The organism is Vibrio sp. D431a (assembly GCF_030248655.1).
Lineage (GTDB): Bacteria > Pseudomonadota > Gammaproteobacteria > Enterobacterales > Vibrionaceae > Vibrio > Vibrio alginolyticus.
In genome coordinates this window covers 56,943-78,631 of sequence record NZ_JAHGAP010000007.1, presented here as the reverse complement: position 1 = coordinate 78,631, position 21,689 = coordinate 56,943, and the positions used below count along the sequence as shown (strand labels likewise).

Annotated in this window: 23 protein-coding genes; 7 read left to right on the top strand and 16 right to left on the bottom strand. The window is 43.2% G+C overall.

Translation table 11 applies throughout. The annotated features are described in order from the left end of the window. Positions 1–6: 6 nt before the first annotated feature. Both KJB35_RS05410 and KJB35_RS05405 read left to right on the top strand, forming a co-directional pair. Positions 7–888 carry an immunity 49 family protein gene (locus KJB35_RS05410; RefSeq protein WP_053307099.1) on the top strand — a complete coding sequence of 294 codons (882 nt, stop codon included), beginning with the start codon at positions 7–9 and terminating at the stop codon, positions 886–888. A 322-nt stretch (positions 889–1,210) separates the two neighbouring features. Continuing rightward, a complete protein-coding gene (locus KJB35_RS05405) occupies positions 1,211–2,431 on the top strand; it encodes an ammonium transporter (protein ID WP_053307100.1) in 1,221 nt (406 codons plus the stop codon). 32 nt (positions 2,432–2,463) lie between these two features. Here the strand turns inward: KJB35_RS05405 and KJB35_RS05400 are convergent, their stop codons facing one another. Then, positions 2,464–2,637, bottom strand: a complete 174-nt coding sequence (locus KJB35_RS05400; protein ID WP_169695108.1) for a hypothetical protein — start codon at positions 2,635–2,637, stop codon at positions 2,464–2,466. A 118-nt stretch (positions 2,638–2,755) separates the two neighbouring features. Between KJB35_RS05400 and cobB the strand changes: the two genes are divergently transcribed. Next, on the top strand, positions 2,756–3,487 hold the full coding sequence (gene cobB / locus KJB35_RS05395; protein ID WP_213907246.1) for a Sir2 family NAD+-dependent deacetylase: 732 nt from the start codon (positions 2,756–2,758) through the stop codon (positions 3,485–3,487). Between the two features lie 88 nt (positions 3,488–3,575). Here the strand turns inward: cobB and KJB35_RS05390 are convergent, their stop codons facing one another. The 5 genes from KJB35_RS05390 to potA form a co-directional block, all read right to left on the bottom strand. Beyond that, the gene (locus KJB35_RS05390; RefSeq protein WP_033905298.1) at positions 3,576–4,613 is read right to left on the bottom strand and encodes an extracellular solute-binding protein; all 1,038 of its coding nucleotides are present in this window, start codon (positions 4,611–4,613) and stop codon (positions 3,576–3,578) included. A 249-nt stretch (positions 4,614–4,862) separates the two neighbouring features. Continuing rightward, positions 4,863–5,894, bottom strand: a complete 1,032-nt coding sequence (locus KJB35_RS05385; protein WP_042522970.1) for an extracellular solute-binding protein — start codon at positions 5,892–5,894, stop codon at positions 4,863–4,865. A 102-nt stretch (positions 5,895–5,996) separates the two neighbouring features. After that, on the bottom strand, positions 5,997–6,767 hold the full coding sequence (gene potC, locus KJB35_RS05380) for a spermidine/putrescine ABC transporter permease PotC (RefSeq protein ID WP_005389180.1): 771 nt from the start codon (positions 6,765–6,767) through the stop codon (positions 5,997–5,999). Then, complete coding sequence (potB, locus tag KJB35_RS05375; RefSeq protein ID WP_005377512.1) at positions 6,767–7,627, bottom strand: spermidine/putrescine ABC transporter permease PotB; 861 nt, start codon at positions 7,625–7,627, stop codon at positions 6,767–6,769. Before potB ends, potC begins: the two co-directional genes overlap by 1 nt. Next, the gene (gene potA, locus KJB35_RS05370) at positions 7,608–8,723 is read right to left on the bottom strand and encodes a spermidine/putrescine ABC transporter ATP-binding protein PotA (RefSeq protein ID WP_047102297.1); all 1,116 of its coding nucleotides are present in this window, start codon (positions 8,721–8,723) and stop codon (positions 7,608–7,610) included. Before potA ends, potB begins: the two co-directional genes overlap by 20 nt. Positions 8,724–9,123: 400 nt before the next feature. Between potA and KJB35_RS05365 the strand changes: the two genes are divergently transcribed. From KJB35_RS05365 to ttcA, 4 genes are all read left to right on the top strand, one after another. Further along, positions 9,124–9,921: a hypothetical protein gene (locus KJB35_RS05365; RefSeq protein WP_005389175.1), complete on the top strand. Its 798-nt coding sequence runs from the start codon at positions 9,124–9,126 to the stop codon at positions 9,919–9,921. Beyond that, on the top strand, positions 9,914–10,750 hold the full coding sequence (locus KJB35_RS05360; protein ID WP_017634900.1) for a glucosaminidase domain-containing protein: 837 nt from the start codon (positions 9,914–9,916) through the stop codon (positions 10,748–10,750). Before KJB35_RS05365 ends, KJB35_RS05360 begins: the two co-directional genes overlap by 8 nt. Positions 10,751–10,763: 13 nt before the next feature. Further along, positions 10,764–11,426 (top strand): DUF2987 domain-containing protein, encoded by a 663-nt coding sequence (locus KJB35_RS05355; protein ID WP_042522976.1) that lies wholly within the window; start codon positions 10,764–10,766, stop codon positions 11,424–11,426. 198 nt (positions 11,427–11,624) lie between these two features. Continuing rightward, complete coding sequence (ttcA, locus tag KJB35_RS05350; RefSeq protein ID WP_005377502.1) at positions 11,625–12,518, top strand: tRNA 2-thiocytidine(32) synthetase TtcA; 894 nt, start codon at positions 11,625–11,627, stop codon at positions 12,516–12,518. A gap of 140 nt (positions 12,519–12,658) precedes the next feature. Here ttcA and uspE read toward each other — a convergent pair whose 3' ends face one another. The 10 genes from uspE to ccoN form a co-directional block, all read right to left on the bottom strand. Beyond that, positions 12,659–13,606: a universal stress protein UspE gene (gene uspE / locus KJB35_RS05345; protein WP_005377500.1), complete on the bottom strand. Its 948-nt coding sequence runs from the start codon at positions 13,604–13,606 to the stop codon at positions 12,659–12,661. Between the two features lie 180 nt (positions 13,607–13,786). Beyond that, positions 13,787–14,533 (bottom strand): FNR family transcription factor, encoded by a 747-nt coding sequence (locus KJB35_RS05340; protein WP_005377497.1) that lies wholly within the window; start codon positions 14,531–14,533, stop codon positions 13,787–13,789. A gap of 90 nt (positions 14,534–14,623) precedes the next feature. Next, positions 14,624–15,304 (bottom strand): sulfite exporter TauE/SafE family protein, encoded by a 681-nt coding sequence (locus KJB35_RS05335; RefSeq protein WP_033905304.1) that lies wholly within the window; start codon positions 15,302–15,304, stop codon positions 14,624–14,626. Between the two features lie 8 nt (positions 15,305–15,312). Then, positions 15,313–15,477: a cbb3-type cytochrome oxidase assembly protein CcoS gene (gene ccoS / locus KJB35_RS05330; RefSeq protein ID WP_005377493.1), complete on the bottom strand. Its 165-nt coding sequence runs from the start codon at positions 15,475–15,477 to the stop codon at positions 15,313–15,315. Between the two features lie 15 nt (positions 15,478–15,492). After that, a complete protein-coding gene (locus KJB35_RS05325) occupies positions 15,493–17,856 on the bottom strand; it encodes a heavy metal translocating P-type ATPase metal-binding domain-containing protein (RefSeq protein WP_033905305.1) in 2,364 nt (787 codons plus the stop codon). 4 nt (positions 17,857–17,860) lie between these two features. Further along, positions 17,861–18,337, bottom strand: coding sequence for a FixH family protein (locus KJB35_RS05320; protein WP_005377489.1), 477 nt, complete (start codon positions 18,335–18,337; stop codon positions 17,861–17,863). A 105-nt stretch (positions 18,338–18,442) separates the two neighbouring features. Continuing rightward, positions 18,443–19,417, bottom strand: a complete 975-nt coding sequence (ccoP, locus tag KJB35_RS05315; protein ID WP_005377487.1) for a cytochrome-c oxidase, cbb3-type subunit III — start codon at positions 19,415–19,417, stop codon at positions 18,443–18,445. Continuing rightward, positions 19,417–19,590 (bottom strand): CcoQ/FixQ family Cbb3-type cytochrome c oxidase assembly chaperone, encoded by a 174-nt coding sequence (locus KJB35_RS05310; RefSeq protein ID WP_005377485.1) that lies wholly within the window; start codon positions 19,588–19,590, stop codon positions 19,417–19,419. Before KJB35_RS05310 ends, ccoP begins: the two co-directional genes overlap by 1 nt. A gap of 9 nt (positions 19,591–19,599) precedes the next feature. Continuing rightward, positions 19,600–20,220, bottom strand: a complete 621-nt coding sequence (gene ccoO / locus KJB35_RS05305) for a cytochrome-c oxidase, cbb3-type subunit II (protein WP_005377475.1) — start codon at positions 20,218–20,220, stop codon at positions 19,600–19,602. Positions 20,221–20,232: 12 nt separating this feature from the next. Then, complete coding sequence (ccoN, locus tag KJB35_RS05300; RefSeq protein ID WP_005396488.1) at positions 20,233–21,660, bottom strand: cytochrome-c oxidase, cbb3-type subunit I; 1,428 nt, start codon at positions 21,658–21,660, stop codon at positions 20,233–20,235. Between the last annotated feature and the right edge of the window lie 29 nt (positions 21,661–21,689).

The window sequence follows — 21,689 nt, the reverse complement described above, 5'->3', positions numbered from 1 at the left end:
GTTAGTATGAAAAAGATAAATAGAAAAGCAGCCTACGAGTTGAATACTGAGGAACTTAATTACTATACAAAACAAATAGAAAAAAACTTAGAGAAAAGAAAACATCGTATCACAATAAAGCGAGAAAACTTGATATATCTAACAGACGGGGTTTGGGAGCAAGTTAGGTTATATACTTTATTTCCAGTGTCTGAACTAAATGACCGAATAGGAACGCTGCGTCTATTTGAAGCCTCGATAATGCAAGCTAGCTATCATCGACTGGCTCAAAAACCTGAAAGCTCTTTGACGGTTAAGGTACCTGATCATCCTGAAATAACTTGGAAAGGCGAAGGTATTTTAAAAACAGGTTTCATTTGCCCCTCAATGTGGCTAGATGCGTATTTTACCTCTGTCATCGTTCGTGATAAACCTAGCATGGACGTATTGGCAAACTTTCCTATTTCTTTGATGAGACAGAGCTCTACCAAAGCGGGTGAGCTGTCTTATATGCTAGTAGACGTCATTCAGTCGTTCCACAATCGCACATCAGATTATCCTGATAAGCTGGTTTCAGCAATGGACGCGGCGGTAGCTCAAGGAGATAACTGGGCGTTGGAAATTGCGATGGGGATCCTAGAAACCTTCGCAGCGCTCACTACTAATATTGGTTATGATTTTGAGGAAGCGCTCGTTAAAAACCTACAGTTCCAAGAGAAATATCATCTTAGAGAATTAGGACCAGATAGGATAGGCATCAGAACTTTTATCAACTTCCCTCTGCTTGGCATGGCTTGCATGTGGTACGACAAAGGCAACCGTCTATCTGTTGAAACTGGTTGGCTTCCTCCCTATCTTGTCGAAGGACGTTGGTTAGAAGATGTAAAAGCAGGGAAGATCACTCGATAAACCCCTTTAGTTAGCAATTCAGTATATAAGCCACCTCTCATGAGGTGGCTTTTACGTTTTGTTGAGCTATATGGTGCGCATTATGTTGGTGCACTAAAACCATATTGGTGCACTTATTAGCGTGTTAAGCACCATTTAAAGAATGCGTAGTTTTATTAAAGTTCATACAAAACAATAAATTAAAGTGTAAGTGTTAGAAATGTAAATTGTGGAATGAGAATTGCTCTGTTAGACGCTCTATAAATTAAGTTCACCAAATTGGTGATGAGCCTAACTTTGATGCACAGGATAAGTGCGCTACAGATCAACGGAGACAATCATAATGAGTGTAACTGCCAATCAGGTACACGGCGCTGTACAAACTCTCACGCAAAGTTCCGACACACTTTTCTTACTACTTGGCGCAATCATGGTTTTTTTGATGCATGCTGGTTTTGCTTTTCTTGAAGTAGGAACCGTGCGCCAAAAGAACCAAGTTAATGCTTTAGTTAAAATCTTGGCCGATTTCGGTATTTCCGCCATTGCGTATTTTTTCATTGGATACTGGGTCGCTTATGGCGGCACCTTCTTTGCCGATGCAGAGACGTTATCTCAAGGCAATGGTTACGAGTTGGTGAAGTTCTTTTTCTTGCTGACTTTCGCTGCAGCGATTCCTGCTATTGTTTCTGGTGGTATTGCAGAACGAGCTCGTTTTTATCCGATTCTAATCGCAACATTTTTCACTGTCGGCATCGTATACCCGTTATTTGAGGGAATGATCTGGAACGGAAACTTTGGTGTTCAAGCTTGGTTTGAAAATACCTTTGGTTATGGCTTCCACGATTTTGCAGGTTCAGTCGTTGTGCATGGTGTTGGCGGCTGGATAGCGCTTGTTGCCGTCGTGTTTTTGGGCATGAGAAAAGGCAGAGTTCGAGCAGGAAAGCACACCAACTTTGCACCTTCGAATATTCCATTTTTGGCCTTGGGAGCTTGGATCTTATGTGTGGGGTGGTTTGGCTTCAACGTCATGTCAGCTCAAACTGTGTCAGGCATAAGTGGCTTGGTGGCTATGAACTCATTGATGGCAATGGTCGGAGGCATTGTCGCGTCATTGTTGGCTGGTAAGAATGACCCTGGCTTTATTCATAATGGCCCACTGGCTGGCTTGGTTGCTGTATGTGCGGGCTCAGACTTAATGCATCCTATCGGTGCTTTAGTGACAGGTGCGATTGCTGGCGTGCTATTTGTTTATCTTTTTACCCACCTACAAAACAAAACCAAGATTGATGATGTGCTGGGTGTCTGGCCTTTACACGGTGTATGTGGCGCTTGGGGTGGTATTGCCGCTGGGATTTTTGGTCAAAGCGCATTGGGTGGGCTAGGTGGCGTGAGCATTATCGTTCAGCTTCTAGGAACGCTTTTGGGCCTTTCCATCGCAGCGCTTGGTGCACTTGTAGTCTACGGTGCGATTAATACCAGTATGGGACTGAGGCTTTCAGAAGAAGACGAATTCAATGGCGCTGACCTAGCCATTCATAAAATATCTTCGACCAACGAGGATTGAGGCCAATATGGGAGCGGCATAAAGCCGCTCTTTTAGCAATTGTCTTTCTTGGCTTGGCCCGGAGGACAGAAATTACCATTACCTCGATGGTCATCATCATTGGTGCTGACTCTTACCTTTACATCATCGACTTCGCCTTCAACATTGGTAAGTTGACAGCCTGCCAAAGTCATAAGCAATATAAACGCTAGAGATACTTGTCTCATTGCTGTTCCTCTTAAATTGTAATTCTAATAGTGACCATTACGACTATGGTCTAATCCATATTACTACTGTTGCTATTCTTTCAGTGTTAAGCTAATGAAAAAACAGCAAGGATGAGTTATGAATTTCCCTTATAGAAATATTGTAGTACTTACTGGTGCAGGTATCTCGGCCGAATCTGGTATTCAAACATTTCGTGCGCAAGATGGCCTATGGGAGAATCACCGTATCGAAGATGTAGCAACGCCTGAAGGGTTTGCTCGCGATCCGGACCTTGTTCAAGATTTTTACAACCAACGCCGCAAGAAACTTCAAGATAATGCGATAAAGCCTAATGCAGCGCATGAAGCATTGGGTCGTTTAGAGGCTGAGTTAGAAGGTAAAGTGACGGTCATCACTCAAAATATAGACAACCTTCACGAAAGAGGAGGCAGTCAGAATGTGATTCACATGCATGGTGAGTTGCTCAAGGCCCGCTGTAGTGAATCTAGCCAAGTAGTAGAGCACAATGAGGACATTAAGACTGGCGAGCTTTGTCATTGTTGTCAGATCCCTTCACAAATGCGACCACATATTGTTTGGTTTGGTGAAATGCCACTGCGAATGGGTGATATCTACGCGTCATTAGAAGAAGCAGATTTGTTTATTTCGATTGGGACTTCTGGCGTTGTGTATCCCGCAGCAGGTTTTGTTCATGATGCAAAAATGCACGGCGCACATACCATTGAAATTAACCTAGAACCTAGTGCGGTAGAAAGTGAATTTGAGGAAAAACGCTACGGAAAAGCAAGCGTTGAGGTTCCAAAATTAGTTGACGAGATACTGGCTCTAGAAGGAAAAGAAAGAGCGTAATAACTTCAACAGGAAGAGTTTTTGTCTTGTCATTAAGAGCAAAAAAGCGGCTCATGAGCCGCTTTTTCATATCTTTAAAACTAACGAATTAGTTGTTCACTTTTAGCTTTTGGAAGTACTCATCGTACATTACGCTCGCTTCGCCAACTTCATCTTGCCAAGTACCGCTGTCCATCACTTCTTGTGGTGGGAAGATGCTTGGATCATTAGCAAATTCTTTCGGTAGCAGATCGTGTGCCGTTTTAACTGGAGTAGGGTAACCAATCTCTAGTGCGATTTTAGCTGCATTCTCAGGACGTAGTAGGAAATCGATCATCTTATGAGCGGCGTCAACGTTCTTTGCGCCAGTTGGAATTGCTAGGCTGTCCATCCAGAAGATAGTGCCTTTTTCTGGCCAGATGATGTCGATGTTCGCGCCTTCTTGACGAGCCATGTATGCAGAACCGTTCCAAAGCATGCCTAGTGAAACTTCACCCGCAAGGTAAGGGTTTGCAGGAAAGTCTGAGTTAAATACTAATACGTTTGGCATTAGCTTTTTCAGTTCTTCGTAAGCGGCTTTGATTTCTTCTGGGTTAGTCGTGTTTGGTGAGTAACCAAGCTTAGTCAATGCAATGTGGAATACTTCGCGAGAATCATCCATCAGCATTAGTTGACCTTCCCACTTGCTATCCCAGAAATCATCCCATTTAGAAACCGATGACTTGTCTAGCATGTCAGCATTGATACCAATACCGGTCGCCCCCCAAATGTATGGGATAGAGTAGTTGTTGTTCGGATCGAACGGTTTGTTTAGGAAGTTAGTATCAAGATCGGCAAAATGAGATAATTTCTCTTTGTCGATCTGTTGTAGCATGCCTTCTTTACGCATTTTAGAGACGAAATAGGTAGACGGTACTACCAAGTCGTAACCAGAACCTTGAGTTTTTAGTTTTGCATACATACTCTCGTTAGATTCGTATGTAGAGTAAATAACTTTGATTCCAGTTTCTTTTGTAAAGTCTTCAAGAACTTCGTTTGGAATGTATTCCGACCAGTTGTAGAAATACAGTTCTTGATCAGCAGCCATTGCAGGGGTAGCGATGAGCGTCGCTGCACATAGAGCGCTTGCGTAGAATTTACTTTTCATTTGTTTTCCGTTTTGTTTCGCGATTGGACAAGTCAATACTAGTTGGAGTTATCAATTTGAGCCAAATCGCAGTAAGCACAAATATGTTCATTTAGCTTGAATATCGTTGTCTCCTTGTTATGAGACGATAAATCTATGATACCAAGACAAATAAACCTAGCAACGCGCGATTATATCAGCCTAAGACAAAAATAGGCAGCGTATTGCTGCCTATTTTCCTATGGTTGATGACTTGTTACACAAGCTAGATTATTGTCCCGCTTTCAGCTTGAGGAAATAATCTTCGTACTTAACGGTTAGATCACCAACCGCATCTTGCCATTCAACGCGGTCAAGGTCTTCTTGAGAAGGGAACAGTGGGGCAACGTCTTTAAACTTAGCATTCGATTCTTCCACCGCCGTTAGGTAGCCAGTATCACGAGAGATTTGCTCTGCGATTTCTGGGCGCAGTAGGAAGTCAATCATCTTGTGAGCGGCTTCTACGTTCTTCGCACCGGAAGAGATAGCGAAGTTATCAACCCAGCCGATACCGCCTTCTTTAGGAAAAACGAGTTTAAGGTTCAGGCCTTCACTTTGTGCCGCTGCGGCGCTACCGTTCCAAAGCATACCAATGCCCACTTCACCAGACATGTAAGGTGCGCCAGGGTTGTCAGAGTTGAAAACTAAAACGTTAGGCATCAACTTTTGTAGCTCAGCGTACGCTTCATCGATTTGCTTAGGGTCTTTTGAGTTACCTGAGTAGCCAAGTTTACGCAGAGCGATATGGAACACTTCACGAGTGTCGTCCATCAACATTACTTGACCTTCAAGCTCAGGCTTCCATAGGTCAGCCCAGCTTTGGAAGTCGTTTGGATCGTACATATCTGCGTTAACCGCTAGGCCTGTAATCGCAACAACGTGTGGGATAGAGTAGTCGTTACTTGGATCGTAAGGCTTGTCTAGGTAGTTTTTATCTAGGTTGCCGAAGTTTTTCAGCTTAGTCTTATCGATCTTTTGTAGCATGCCTTCGTCACGCATCTTCGCCACGAAGTACGTTGAAGGTACTACTAGGTCATAACCTTGGTTATGGGTTTTTAGCTTTGCATACAAAGTTTCGTTCGACTCGTAAGTCGAGTAGATCACTTTGATGCCAGTTTCTTTAGTAAATTGCTCTAGGATATTACTGTTGATGTAAGGACCCCAGTTCATAAATACTAGTTCTTTATCATCCGCTGTCGCTGTACCAGAGAACAGAGAAAGCGCACATGCACTACCAGCTAATAGAGTAGCCCATTTTTTCATTGACGTTAGCTCCAAACCAAACGTTGTCCAATTTTGGACGATAGATAGAAAAACAGAATGGCATGTAACCATTCTGTTTCGTGATGTTAACAGGTGCGGATTCTACTTCACTTTTTCTCTTGCTAGCAACTGAGAAATTACTACCAAGACCAAAGAAACAATCAACATCACCGTTGCTAGGGCGTTCACTTCCGGTGAAATGCCCACCTTAACCATGGAGTAAATCTTCAATGGCAAGATTTCGTATGTTGGACCCGTTACAAACGAGCTGATGATCACATCGTCCAAAGACAGGGTAAAGCTCAATAACCAACCTGCGGCAACCGCTGGTTTAGCGAGAGGAAGGATGATCTGTTTCAAGATAACCCACTCGCTTGCACCAAGGTCTTTTGCTGCTTCCAACATTTTCACATCAAAGCCATTTAAGCGGCTGTATACAGTTACCACAACGAATGGTAGACAAAAGGTGATGTGAGCAATCAATAGTGTAAAGAAGCCAAGCTGTGCGCCTAATACTAGGAACAGAGCAAGTAATGAAATCGCCATTACAATATCGGGAGACATCATCACGACAAACAGCATGCCGTTTACCGCACCTTTACCTTTGAACGAGTAACGGAATAGGGCAACGGCCGTTAAGCTACCAATGATGGTTGCTGCTGTCGCTGAGAATACCGCTACGTTCAATGAATGCCATGCAGCTTGCATTAGGCTGTCGTTATTTACTAAGGTTTCGTACCATTTCGTGGTGAAACCACCCCATTTCATACCAAATTTGTTGGCATTAAATGAGTTAACAATTAAGACGATGATTGGCAGATACAAAAATGCATACACCAGCGCCATAAAGCTAAATCTAACTGTGCGTCCCATTAGTCTAGCTCCACTTTCTTATTCAATAGTTTGCCTGCTCTGTAGTAAGCGTAAAGCATCACAGCCATTGCGAAGGTGAGGGCGATACTGGTCGCAGCACCAAATGGCCAGTCACGAGCGTTCAATACTTGGCTCTTAATAACGTTACCAATCAGTAGGTTCTTCGCACCACCAAGAAGGTCAGAGATGTAGAACATACCTAGTGCTGGTAGCAGAACCAACAAACAACCACCGATAATGCCAGGCATTGTCAGAGGTAGAATCACTTTCGTAATGGTTTGGAACTTGTTCGCACCAAGATCTTTCGCCGCCTCGATATAAGTGTTGTCCAACTTCTCGATTGCCGAGTAAAGCGGCAGAATCATAAATGGAAGCAGGATGTACACAAGACCAATCATTACTGCTGTTTCGGTGTACATAATACGTAATGGCTTATCGATGATTTCCATCGCCATTAATGATTTGTTCAAAATACCTTGTGTACCCAGAACAATCTTCAGGCCGTAAGTACGGATAAGAGAGTTTGTCCAAAAAGGTACGATAACTAAGAACAACATAAATGGGCGCCATTTCTCTGGCATTTTCGCTATGATGTAAGCAAATGGGTAACCAATTACTAAACACAACAACGTCGCCACGATCGCCATGTAGAACGAGTGCATCAGCACTTTCGCATACAAGGGGTCGAGTAGACGTAAGTAGTTGTCGAAAGTAAATGTCATTTCGATTAAGTTTGCTTCATCACGCGTTAAGAAACTCGTACCGATAATCATCACATTTGGTACCAACACGAAAAGTGTTAACCAACCGACGATTAAGGTAATGATCGCGTTTTGAAGATTAATCTTCTTGCTTATCATTGAGGACTACCTCCCAGCTCTCAACCCAAGTGATAGCGACTTTCTGGCCAAGTGAGTGGTCCACATCAGGATCATCTTCGTTAAAGAATTCGCTAACCATTACACGCATGCCCGAATCCAATTGGATAACTGAATCAAGCGTCATACCTTTATAGGTACGCTCTGTTACGTGACCTACGATGCCTTTTTCTTCAGACTCTTTGATCTCTTCGATACGTAAGTCTTCTGGGCGAAGTAGTACTTGCAGTTTTTCACCTGCTTGCGCTTCCTGATCGTAGTAAACAACAGATTCGACACCTTCGATTTCTGCACGGATACGTTTCTCGTCGATACGCTCTAGCATGGTTGCGTTGAATACGTTGATCTCACCGATAAAGCGAGCAACAAATAGGTTCTTCGGCTCTTCGTAAATCTCACGTGGAGAACCATCCTGCTCGATAACACCATCGCGCATTACAATAATGCGGTCAGACATCGATAGGGCTTCTTCCTGATCGTGCGTAACGAAGATAAAGGTAATACCAAGCTGACGCTGAAGCTGTTTAAGCTCGATTTGCATTTGCTTACGCAGTTTGTAATCAAGTGCAGATAGAGATTCATCTAGCAGCAGTACTTTTGGCTTGTTCACAACCGCACGCGCAATGGCGATACGTTGTTGTTGACCACCAGAAAGTTGGTGAGGCTTACGCTGTGCCATTTTTTCTAGGCGAACCATGCGAAGCGCATCCATAACTCGTGGCTCGATCTCTGCTGCAGGTGTTTTCTGCATGCGAAGACCAAAAGCAACGTTTTCAAATACGGTCATATGAGGGAAGAGTGCATAACTCTGAAATACCGTGTTGACGTGCCTTTGCTCTGCAGGAACCTGTGTTACATCCTGGTCATCCAAAATAATTTGACCGTTATCTGCCGTTTCAAAACCTGCAATCATGCGTAAAACTGTTGTCTTACCACAACCAGAAGGCCCGAGAATCGTCAGAAATTCACCATGATTAACATCCAGATTTAAATTACCGATGATTTCCTTACCATCGAAACTTTTACTAATACCAGATAAACGAATAACTGGCTTTCCTGCTTGCGGTTTTGCGTTCAACGTCTGTATTTCCCCCACGTTCAAGCCGGGATTATCCCAGCTGATGTGACACTAACCATTCACTTTTGAGGCGCGCATCATAATCACCAAAAGTGTGAAATTAAAGCATTTTCTTATCTTGAAACAGAAATAATTTTGCAGGAAAAAGCCATCATTCCTTACCATACTGTTTTTATGAGATTAATTGGCATCTAGACACAGTTTGATAGCACTAAACTTTGTTCAACAATTGTTTCAATTTCATGACCTTGAAAGTGGTCAATTATCAACCATACAGTTGAGATTGCAAGGATTGTAGGTGAGTTGTGATGTTAGATGTGGAAAGATTTCTTTATAATGACGATTACATTAATTGACTGGAATTCCAGTCAAAATTTTACAAGTTAGTCTTGGATAAACTATGAACGACGATTTTGAGAAAGATTTCAATCTTGGGGGGAGTGTAGAGCGAGCTTTGTCTGGCAACTACGAGCTTAAAGCTGGCGCGGTTTTTAACGAAGCTTGGCGAGCAACCATCCAGCACTTTTTATCATTTTCTCCTGCCATTATTGTATTGCTTTTTGTCCAGTTAGGTATTTTCTATATTGCATTAAAACTGCAGTTGGGCGATTTGAGCGTTATTCTTGATGCATTTGAGAACCCAGAGTCGTTCACAAACGATATTGTGTCTTCTATTTATGTCGCGAATTTCAGTTATGAGGTGATTAGCGCACCAATTTATGCGGGGATCAGCTTGATGGCTATGAGCCATGTCGCCGGCCTGAAGACTAAGTTGCGCCATGTTGGAAAGGGGTTGCAGTTCACCATTCCTGTTATTCTAGCAACGCTCATGAGCTTAATGCTACAAGGTGTGGTTGGTATGATTTTTCCTTTACTGTCGCTGTATCTTTCCTTGGCATTTAGTCACTCTATTTTGTTGATTTGTGAGAAAAGGGTGCCACCAATGCAAGCGTTGCTGTTATCACTTCGCGCAATCAACAAGAAGATTTTTGTGGTCGCGGGGCTTTACTTAGGCGTGATGTTAATGTTTATTATTGCAGCAATGTTCTACGGTATTGGCTTGATTTTTGTGCTGCCATTCTTCTTCCATTTGAAAGGCATACTCTACCGCGAAATGTTTGGAATTAAGCTTAAGATCGTTACAACACAGAAAAACGATAATGATCACGATGGTAACTCACAGGTGTTTGATGCCTAATTCTTTGAAATCAATAAGTTTACGAGTGGCGGCAACCTGTATAGCCGCCACTTTTATTTCTATAGGCCCATATTTACACTACGAGAAACAGTTTAAATATGTGGAAAATCCTGACGTACTCTCTGGCAAGATTAAGCATGTCGATTTATCACACTTGCCATACATCGGTGATATCCCAGACTTCAATTCAATAAAAGATACGAAAGAGAAAAAAGCTGCTTTTTTTGATTTTTTAAGGCCTAAAATTGCTCTTGAGAATCAACGAATTCGTCATGAGCGGGCCTTTCTTACCTCTTTAAAGGTGGGACAAGTGACGCAAGAACAACAAGAGTATGCTCAGCGGTTATCATCTCTGTATTCGTTGCCCTTGAGTAACGATAAGATTGATCAAGCATGGCTAGACGAGATGCTTGTGCGAGTGAACGTCTTACCTGAAGCCTTGGTTCTAACTCAAGCGGCAAATGAATCTGCGTGGGGCACTTCTCGTTTTGCTACTCAAGCAAACAACTTGTTCGGCCAATGGTGTTATAAAAAGGGCTGTGGAATTGTTCCAGCGCAACGTGGCGCTAACAAAGTTCATGAAGTTGAAAAATTCGATTCTGTACAACAGTCTGTTCATGGCTACTTTATGAATGTTAATCGAAACCCAGCGTATGCAGACCTGCGTGAAATCAGAACATCTCTGGCTGAAAAGAACAAGGGCTTGTTAACGGTTGCAACCGCGTCAGAGTTAACGCATGGGTTGCTAGCCTATTCTGAACGTGGCATCGCCTATGTACACGATCTTCGCGCTATGATTCGTCATAACAACGCCTACTGGACGCAATAAAATAACGGATAAAATGAAAAAGTTAAGCCTAAGTCTATTGGGAAGTGCGGCGCTAATTCTTGTATCGCCGATAACCCAAGCTCAAGAGTACATGTTCACGTACTCAAAGTTATACACTCAACTAAAAAACAACAATAAAGAAGGGCATGACGATGTGAAAGTTGGTGTCTTTTTTGTGGACGCAAAAACTAAACAAATTTGTACGATAGAAAAAGCTTGGATGGAAAAAGAAGAGCACTATGAAGAGTTTGTTATCCCTGCTTCACAAGAGTTGCCTTTACCTGTTGATAAAAACTTAAAGTCAGCGAATCCGTTGGTTTTTATCGATACCCCAAAAGATACACGTTGCGATTACTCACTTGTCGTGATGACCAAAGAACCATTACAGGGTAACGTTTCTTACGAGCAACTTAAGCCTCTTCTACCTCAAATGCAGACGATGCTGGAAGATTTAGGCGGTATGTTTGCGGGTTGGTTTACACCGGAAGTTCAAGGTGTGACGATGGAGTTTGCAAATCAACTGAATGATAAAGTGATTTTCTCAAACGGAACCGAAAAGCCAATTGTCAATGGCAAGATACAAGTCGCACTAAGTGAAATAGGGCAAGGTGGCACAATGACACTACCAGAACCGACGATGCGAGTGTTACCTTATCTACCTAACGCAAAGAAATGAACACTGAACGTTTAGAAAGGGCTGCAATCGCAGCTCTTTTTTAATTTTGACCGTAACTAAAGTATCTTTCACACTCTTTTCTTAAAGACTCAATAAGACAAGCATTTAATCCTGCGTAAAAAGCTCGTATAATCCACGCCCCAAAGAAACCCATGTTAGGAAGTCCTAGTCGATTTATCGGCGATGTGAGAGCCCGCAATGAACCAAATAGATACAAGAAAAGAAACCCTAGAATTCAACAAGCTTCAGAAACGCCTAAGAAGACATGTTGGAAATGCCATTACTGATTACAACATGATCGAAGAAGGCGATGTTGTAATGGCATGTATTAGCGGTGGTAAAGATTCATTCGCGATGCTTGATATCCTGCTGAATCTTCAAAAAGCCGCACCGATCAAATTTGAAGTGGTTGCGGTAAACCTAGACCAAAAACAACCGGGCTTCCCTGAGCACATTCTGCCAGAGTATTTCGAAACACTGAATATCCCTTACTATATCGTCGATAAGGACACGTATTCCGTCGTAAAAGAGAAGGTACCAGAAGGCAAAACCACTTGTGGTCTGTGTTCACGCCTGCGACGTGGTACGCTGTATTCATTTGCAGAGAAGATTGGTGCAACTAAGCTTGCGCTAGGTCATCACATGGATGACATCGTCGAAACAATGTTCTTGAATATGTTCCACGGCTCTCGCCTTAAAGCGATGCCACCAAAGCTACGCTCTGATGATGGCCGTAACGTGGTCATTCGTCCATTGACTTACTGTCGTGAAAAAGATTTGATCAAATACGCTGAGCACAAGGATTTCCCAATAATTCCGTGTAACCTTTGTGGCTCTCAAGAGAACCTTCAGCGTCAATCTATAAAAGCAATGTTGATTGAATGGGATAAGAAGACGCCAGGGCGTGTGGAAGCAATTTTTAAATCAATTCAAAACGTAAGCCCAAGCCAACTAGCAGACCGCGAATTGTTCGACTTTGTTAACTTACCGCTAGATCGTGAAGGTAACCGCGAAGAGTATGAATTTAATGAGGCTGTCGTTTCTTCGACGAATATTGATGAATCGATGTTCATCGATGTTACGAACATCTAACTCGTAAAAAAGGAGGTCAATTAGACCTCCTTTTTTGTACCCAACGCTTTAACTGTTCCCAAACAAAAATCCCCCTGTATTCGGGGGATTTATTAGCGCTTATTTGAAAGCGCTCAATACATAGCAATACTAAAGAGAGATTAGGTTGCTGTATTTGGGTCGAGAGGGCTAATGTAGCCTTTTGGTTTTAGAGCCAACACGTCGCAATTTATTTTATCAATTACGTGCTCCGCTGTATTACCAATAAAGACAGCAGAAAGCCCTGTTCGCCCTGTGGTACCTAAAATAACCATTGCTGCGTTCAAGCGCTCTGCAGCTGCCGGAATGACATCTTCAGGTAAACCTTGCTCAACTATCGTTTGTTCTTCATCAAGACCATGTTTTTGGCGTAGTGCTTTCATAGCCGTTAAATGATGACCTCGCACTGCATCGGTATAAGTCGTTGGGTCAAATTCAGGAAGTTCAATCGTAATATTCGCCGGTGTAACGGGATAGGCGTTTACAAGATATGGCTTGGCCTCAAGCCGAGTGGTGATTTCTTTTAATCGCTCGACCATCGTATCGTTGAGATCAATATGAGTCGGGTTTTCTGAGCCCACATGTACTGAGGCAAGGATACTTGCTTGTTCCGGCCAAGCAGCATTCTTGATAAGAAGCACTGGAATAGGGCATTTTCGCAACAAGTGCCAATCTGTCGGTGTGAAAATGACAGACTCTAAAACATCATGCTTACGTGTGCCTTTGATGACTAGGTCATGATTGCCTGCATAGACTTCAGCAATAATCGCCTCATAAGGGCGGTTGTGCCAGACAACACAAACATCAAAGTCGAAGCCATCGTTTAGGTATGGTTGAGCAATTTTACGCATCCACTGCTCACGCTGATGAATGACACCTCGACGCATAGCATCTCTTTCATCCACTGATAGCATTGACGTCATGTCATACGAGAAATCGTAAATGGATAAAAAGAAAGTGATTCGGCTTCTAGATACACTTTTCTGAGCTAATTGAACAGCTCTTGCAAGTGCGGGCTGCTCATCATTATTGATGTCAGCTACAACAAGGATCTTACTGTATATACTCATAACTAAGCCCACTTCTATTGCAAAACCAGATACTGAATGTAAATTAAATCAGTATTTTGGAGTACTCACCGTACATTTTTACTGTAGCTTAGTTTGGAGAACTTTTTGAGGACTTTCGAAAGGAATTTATGAGAAATATGATGTAGCTCATTTTCGAGCTACATCAATAATTAGGGTGTATTATTCTTTAGTTACACCAGCAAGTTCCATCAATGCATCGTGGTCTAAGATAGTGATATATTTACCTTTTACGCTTAGGATCTCAGATTTCTGGAAACGACCTAACAAACGACTGATCGTTTCGACTGTAAGACCAAGGTAGTTGCCAATATCACCACGAGTCATAGTTAAACGAAACTCTCTAGGGCTGAAGCCACGCTGAGAAAAACGCGTTGATAGGTTGTAAAGGAAAGCAGCTAGTCGCTCTTCTGCGTTCTTTTTAGAAAGAAGCAAAATCATTTCCTGATCACCTTTAATTTCGTTACTCATCAAACGCATGATTTGCTGGCGAAGCTTAGGCATTTTACCCGATAGATCGTCTAAAATTTCGTATGGGATTTCACATACCATCGACGTTTCGAGTGCTTGAGCAAAGCTAGGGTGGGAGTCACCAGTGATAGCATCGAAACCGACTAAGTCTCCAGCTAAGTGAAACGCTGTGATTTGCTCATCACCTTGCTCTGTGATCGTATAGCTCTTGATGGTACCAGAGCGGATAGCGTATAGCGATTTTAGCTCATCACCGGCCTTAAAAAGCTCTTGTCCTTTTTGAATAGGCTTCTTACGTTCGATGATTTGGTCAAGCTGGTCAAGTTCTGCCTCATTTAGAGTGAACGGGATACACAGTTGACTAATGCTACAATCTTGGCAATGAATGGCGCAACCGCCTGATTGGATACGCTTTGTTGCAGGTTTTTCAGAAATCATAACAACCTTTCACTATTTGATATACATCAATATTTTAGCATCGCTTAATCCTAAAGGGTAGCAAAAATGTCACCTCAATAGAGTTTAACGTTATATGAAACCGAGTAATGCTAAGGCTCCTACAGCGGTATACGTACCATAGCCAATAAGGATTAATGCTGAAATATTTCTAAATATTAATGATTTTTGTAATTTCTGAAAATGATTGGCACCGTATCCAATAATAAGCATTGCAGGTAGCGTTCCGAGCCCAAACGCAAGCATAATTAGGCCGCCGTTCATCGCACTACCAGAAACCGCCGACCAAGTAAGCGCTGAATAAACTAAACCACATGGTAACCAACCCCAAATAAAGCCAAATGGCAACGCGTGAAGAGGATGCTTTAATGGCAACAAACTCTTCCCTGCCGGCGAGATAAAGCGCCAGAGATACTGCCCTAGCTTTTCTATTAAAAGTAAGCCTTGCCACCATTTAGCAATATACAGCGCGACCAGAATCATGAATAACGCAGCAATCAGCCTTAACCAAGCAAGAGAATGCGTTAACCCACTAAGCTCAGATAAACCTGATATAGCACCACCCACTAATGCTCCTATTAAGGTATAACTGATCAATCGTCCGAGGTTGTAGAAGAGGGGGATAAGAGGGGTGGTTTTATTTTTAGCAGAAGAGCCCATGGTAAGCAGAGACGCGATACCACCACACATACCCATACAATGACCGGCTCCTACTAAGCCGATCATCAACGCACCGATAAAATCAGGAGTCATAAAGGTCGCTACTTTTTATCACTATTAGATTGGTCTTCTTCGTCGAGAAGAATGTTGTGCCCTTGCCGTTCAAGATCTTCAAACTGATCGCTTCTTACCGCCCAAAGAAAAACGGCGACAGCAACACAAACGAGAACGATAGCGATGGGAATCAATATATAAAGACTTTCCATGTTTGCTTTCTCTACTTATTTCTCTTTGAGCAGGCGCAAAGAGTTAGATACAACGATAATTGAGCTTGCAGACATGCCAACTACTGCAATGTAGGGAGCCACTAAACCTGCGACCGCCAAAGGCAAAATTAACAGGTTGTAACCCAAAGACCAAGCCAAGTTTTCTCGAATAATCTTTCTTGTACGCAGTGCAAGCAAACGTGCTTCTAGTAGCTTTTCGAGATTATCCCCAAGTAACGTCATATCTGCAGAAGCTTTAGCGACATCTGTACCACCGCCCATTGCGACAGAAAGGTGAGCTCCGGCGAGAGTCGGCGCGTCATTGATTCCATCACCAACCATCATAGTGATACTGTTTTCGTCCAAGCTCTTAAGGTATGCAAGCTTATCTTCTGGCTTTGCTGACGCGACGATGTGACCGATACCAATTTCATTCGCCACTGGTTGGGCGTTTGAGAGAGAATCACCAGTTAGCAGGGTTGTCTTAATTCCAGCGTCAGCAAAACGTTGAATAAAGGCTTTGCTTTCTTTTCGGATAGGGTCGCGGTAGTAAAAGCTAGCGACATGCTTGCCATCAACCGACAGATAGACCGCCTGGCTTTCACCACTTTCTTTGCCTTGAACAAAAGCCGCACTGCCTATCTTAACGATTTTGCCATTCCATATCCCTTCAATCCCTGACCCAATCACGTTTTGCACATCAGACACGATAAAGTCATCATTGGTGAAAGTTGCAAAAGAACGAGCGATAGGGTGGTTTGCATGAGCCTCTAAAGCTGCAGCTAGTGATAGACAATCTTTCTGTGGGAGATCACTAAGTACCTTTGTTTCACAGATCTCAATATCACCTTTCGTTAGAGTGCCTGTTTTATCTACAACTAAGTGGTTGATCTTACATAATGTCTCAAACACATGGCCTTTACGAAGTAAAATGCCAAAATTACCCATTCTAGAGGTAGCACAAGTGAGTGCGGTCGGTGTGGCCAGAGATAGCGCACATGGACACGTAGCGACTAACACAGACAGCATGATCCAAAACGCATCATCTGGTTTTGTTTGATGCCAGTAAAACCAAGTACCAGCAGAGATGATAAGAATCACACCAACAAAGTAACGGGCGACAATGTCTGCAATTTCCGCAATTTTAGGTTTGGAGTGTTGAGCTTCATCTTGTAAACGCACGATGTTAGAAATCATTGAATCGGCCTTTGAGCTTACTACCTCAAGTTCAAATGATTCGTCTCCGTTTAGCGTTCCCGCATAAACAATATCGCCTTCTCGTTTCACAACGTGCACTGACTCACCCGTTAGCATGGATTCATCAATATGAATACGGCCTGAAATAACTTTACCGTCAGCGGGGATATGTTCACCAGGTAGAACGCGGATACGATCGCCAACTTTTAGCGTCTTCACGGGTATCTGATCACCGTCCAGCGTTGTAGCAATTGCCGGAATCAACTTAAGAAGGTTACCACTCGCTGCAGCAGCTTTGCGACGAGCGCGCATCTCTAAGAATCGACCTACTAACAAAAAGAAGGTAAACATCGAGATAGATTCAAAGAAGACTTCGCCTTGTTCAGTTACTGTTGCAACTAAACTTGCAACATAGGCAAAGATCAACGCGATAGAAACCGGGACATCCATACCAAGGGTTCGGCCTTTGATACTGCGCCATGCGTTTAAGTAAAATGGAAGAGCGGAATAAAGCAAAACAGGAGTAGCAAAAATCAAACTTACCCAACGAAAGTAACTTTTAAACTCTGGCTCTAAATCACCAAAGACTTCGAGATACAGTGCAACGGCGAGCATCATGACCTGCATGGTTGCTAAACCTGCAATACCTAGCCGATATAGATATTGCTTCATCATTCGATGGTAAGAAGCTTCTTGCTTATCTGCTTCAAAAGGTGCAGCTTTGTAACCAAGTTTATGTATAACGGAAAGGAGCTCGCTTAACCGTACCTGAGTTTTATCCCAGGCTAGTAACGCTCGATTGGTGGTTGTATTAACACGGATAGATACCAACCCGGCCGTATTAGAAACTTGCTTTTCGATTAACCACGCACAAGCGGCACATGAAACGCCTTCCAAAGAAAGGGTTACTTCAGAAACATTTTCGCGATTTCGTACGAATTCAGATTGTACATCCGCATTGTCATAATGAATTAAAGCTTGGAGTTGCTCTGGTACTAGATCTGCCTTTTCTGCAGGCGCAGTGCGGTATTGGTAATATGATACAAGACCACTATCGACAATAGTCTGCGCCACAGTTTCGCAGCCCGGACAACACATGTCGCGAATTTCACCCAATATTTCTACTTTGAAATCCGTGTTGGCTGGTACATCTTCACCGCAGTGATAACAGGATTTACACATATGCTTACTTCATTAACGGTGTTGAAGAGGCAGGAAACTCAACTTTACCTTGGATCATCCATTGCTTGTCGTGTGGTTGTAGTTCAACAAACCATGGTCCTTGAATAGATTCCTCAGCTTTTAGTCGGTAATTACCAGATGCATCCGCTGTTACAAGCTTTGTGAAGTCACGATCAGGAAGAGTACGATGAGTGAAAGTGGCCGTTAGAGCAGGGTAATGAGGTAGCTTCCCTTTAGCGAAAACAATCACAACATTGTTATTTTCAGAGGAAATCTCAGCGTTAAGACCTAGGTCACGAGCGACATTCATTTTACTAATGTCGATATTAATACCTTTGCCTTTTTTATAGTAATCCTCGGCGACTAAAGAAACAGAGTTGTTCGAGAAAACGACCACAGTAATCACAGTCCAAACTACGACAGTAAGAGGAAGGATGATTAGGAACCACGGCCAAAATTGTTTATACCAAGGCTTTACCATAAAAAAGTTCTCAACAGCTAAATGAAAAAATGTAAGGCGTTAAATTTAAAGGAAAGACAGCCCCTATGAAAGGGGCTGTTATTGCTATGTTACGTAATATCTCAGTTACTTACTCTCTGAGTTACTTAAACTCCAGACATATGAGGCAACGAGCTGAACTTTATCTTCACCCAAAATGTCTTTCCACGCAGGCATTACGCCTGAGCGTCCGTTCATTACGGTTTCTGTTACAGCTGCACGAGAGTCACCAAATAACCAGTCTTGGTCTGTAAGGTCAGGCGCACCGACTGCAGGGTTACCCTTACCATCGGTACCATGACAAGCAGCACACACTACGAAGCGTGCTTTACCTGCCGCGGCTTCACGAGCATTTACTTTACGACCAGATAAACTAAGTGTGTAACTTACAACTTCTTGAACACCTTGCTCACCAAGGGCATCTTTCCATGCTGGCATTTGACCAATACGGCCGTGCATGATGGTTGTAACGATCGCTGCTGGCTCGCCACCATATAGCCATGCATCATCAGTCAGGTTAGGGAAGCCTTTCTGACCACGTGCATCAGAGCCATGGCATTGAGAACAGTTTTGCAAAAACAAACGCTGACCAACTTTTAATGCTTCAGGATCTTGCGCAATTTCAGGAATTGGGCGTAGACCACTGTCATTGTGCGCAAGTTTACGGAATGCTTCGCCGAAGTAAGCGTCGGCATCATCCAGTTCTTTTGCATATTGGTTTAGTTGCTTGTTCTCTTGTGCTGCAGCGATGGCTTCTTTTGACTCTTCTAGTGAGCGAACGGTTTGAGCCGAACTCTGCCAGTTTAAAAAGCCCTTGAAGCTACCTAGACCTGGGAATAGGGCAAGGTAAACTGCTGCGAACACAAATGTGCTTACAAACAGGTAAGTCCACCACTTTGGTAGAGGGTTGTTTAGCTCGCGAATACCATCGTACTCGTGGCCCATGTCTTCCCCTTCCTCGACGCCCATTTTATCTTTAGCGCACCAAGTCAGGAGAATCGCACAGCCTACTAGCGTACCGACAGTAATCACGATAATCCAGAGACTCCAGAATGTAGTCATTACTTCTTCACTCCTTGGTTATTAGGGGTCTTTTGTTCTTCGTCAGCAAACACCAAGTTGGCATCTTCTTCAAAGCGTGCTTTACGCTTTTTACTAAATGCCCACCATACGATGCCAATAAAACTAGCGAAGAGTACAACGGTATAAATACTATGAATTGTACCGAAATCCATATGATCCCCTTACTTCATTGCATGACCAAGAGACTGAAGGTAAGCGATGATTGCATCCATCTCTGTTTTACCTTCTACTTCTTTAGCCGAATTCGCGATCTCTTCATCAGTGTATGGAACGCCGAACTGATCACGAAATAGCTCAAGTTTCTTCTGAGTTAGCTTACCGTCTAAAACGTTTTCAGCTAGCCACGGGAAACCTGGCATGTTTGACTCAGGTACAAGCTCACGAGGATCTAACAGGTGAACACGGTGCCATTCGTCAGAATAACGACCACCAACACGAGCTAAATCCGGGCCTGTACGCTTAGAGCCCCAAAGGAATGGGTGTTCCCAAACACTCTCACCAGCAACAGAGTAGTGACCGTAACGTTCAGTCTCTGAGCGGAAAGGACGAACCATCTGGCTGTGACAAACGTTACAACCTTCACGGATGTAGATATCACGGCCTTCCATCTCCAAAGGAGTGTAAGCGCGCAGATTTTCTACAGGTTCAGTCGTTTGCTTTTGGAAAATCAGAGGAGTGATCTCTACAAGAGCACCCCAACTGATAGCAAACACGATAAAAATAGCCAACAAACCGACATTACGTTCTAAGATTTCATGGCGATTATTAGAATTATTACTCATTCTTAAATCTCCTTATGCCGGATGTGGGATAGCTTTTAGGCTTTCTTTAGGTGCACTTACCGTTTTGTACGTGTTGTATGCCATTAGGAACATACCAGATAGGAAGATAAATCCGCCTAGGAAACGTACAAAGTAGAACGGATAAGACGCTTCTACAGATTCAACAAAACTGTAAGTTAGCGTACCGTCAGAGTTAACCGCGCGCCACATAAGACCTTGCATTACACCAGAGATCCACATCGCAACGATGTAAAGAACGGTACCGATTGTTGCTAGCCAGAAATGCACATTAACTAGACCAACAGAGTACATACGCTCTTGGCCAAATAGGCGAGGTACCAAGTGATATACAGAGCCGATAGAGACCATCGCAACCCAACCTAACGCACCAGAGTGAACGTGACCAATGGTCCAGTCTGTGTAGTGAGAAAGTGCGTTAACCGTCTTAATCGACATCATCGGGCCTTCAAAGGTAGACATACCGTAGAACGACAGTGAAACGATTAGGAAACGTAGGATAGGGTCATAACGAAGCTTATGCCATGCACCAGATAACGTCATAATACCGTTGATCATACCACCCCAAGAAGGAGCAAATAGAACCAGTGACATAACCATACCTAGAGACTGAGTCCAGTCTGGTAGCGCTGTATAATGAAGGTGGTGAGGGCCTGCCCAAATATATAGAGAAATAAGTGCCCAGAAGTGAACGATAGATAGACGGTAAGAATAAACAGGACGTTCAGCTTGTTTAGGAACGAAGTAGTACATCATACCTAGGAAACCAGCGGTCAGTAGGAAACCTACCGCATTGTGTCCATACCACCACTGAACCATCGCATCCACTGCGCCCGAGTAAATCGAGTAAGATTTACCGAGTGACACAGGAATAGCCATGCTGTTCACGATGTGAAGTACTGCTACTGTGATAATAAAGGCACCGAAGAACCAGTTTGCCACATATATGTGTGACGTGTTTCGTTTCACCAGTGTGCCGAAGAACACCACCGCATATGATACCCATACTAGCGCAATTGCGATATCAATAGGCCATTCTAGCTCAGCATACTCTTTACCCGATGTTAAACCGAGAGGCAAAGTAATGGCTGCTGCCAGGATGATTGCTTGCCAACCCCAAAAGGTGAAGGCAACGAGTGGGCCACCAAAAAGACGTGTTTGACATGTGCGCTGTACAACATAATAAGACGTTGCGAACAGAGCACTGGTACCAAACGCAAAAATTACCGCATTAGTATGCAGTGGACGTAAGCGACTGTACGTCAACCACGGCGTATCAAAGTTTAGCTGTGGCCAAACTAATTGAGCGGCAATCAAAACACCAACAGCCATACCAACTATGCCCCATAAAATGGTCACAAGGGTAAATTGGCGAACGACTGTATAGTTGTAGTTTTGTTCAAGCTGCTTTACTTGGCTCATTTGCATGCTTCCAATTTCTAATTAACTAC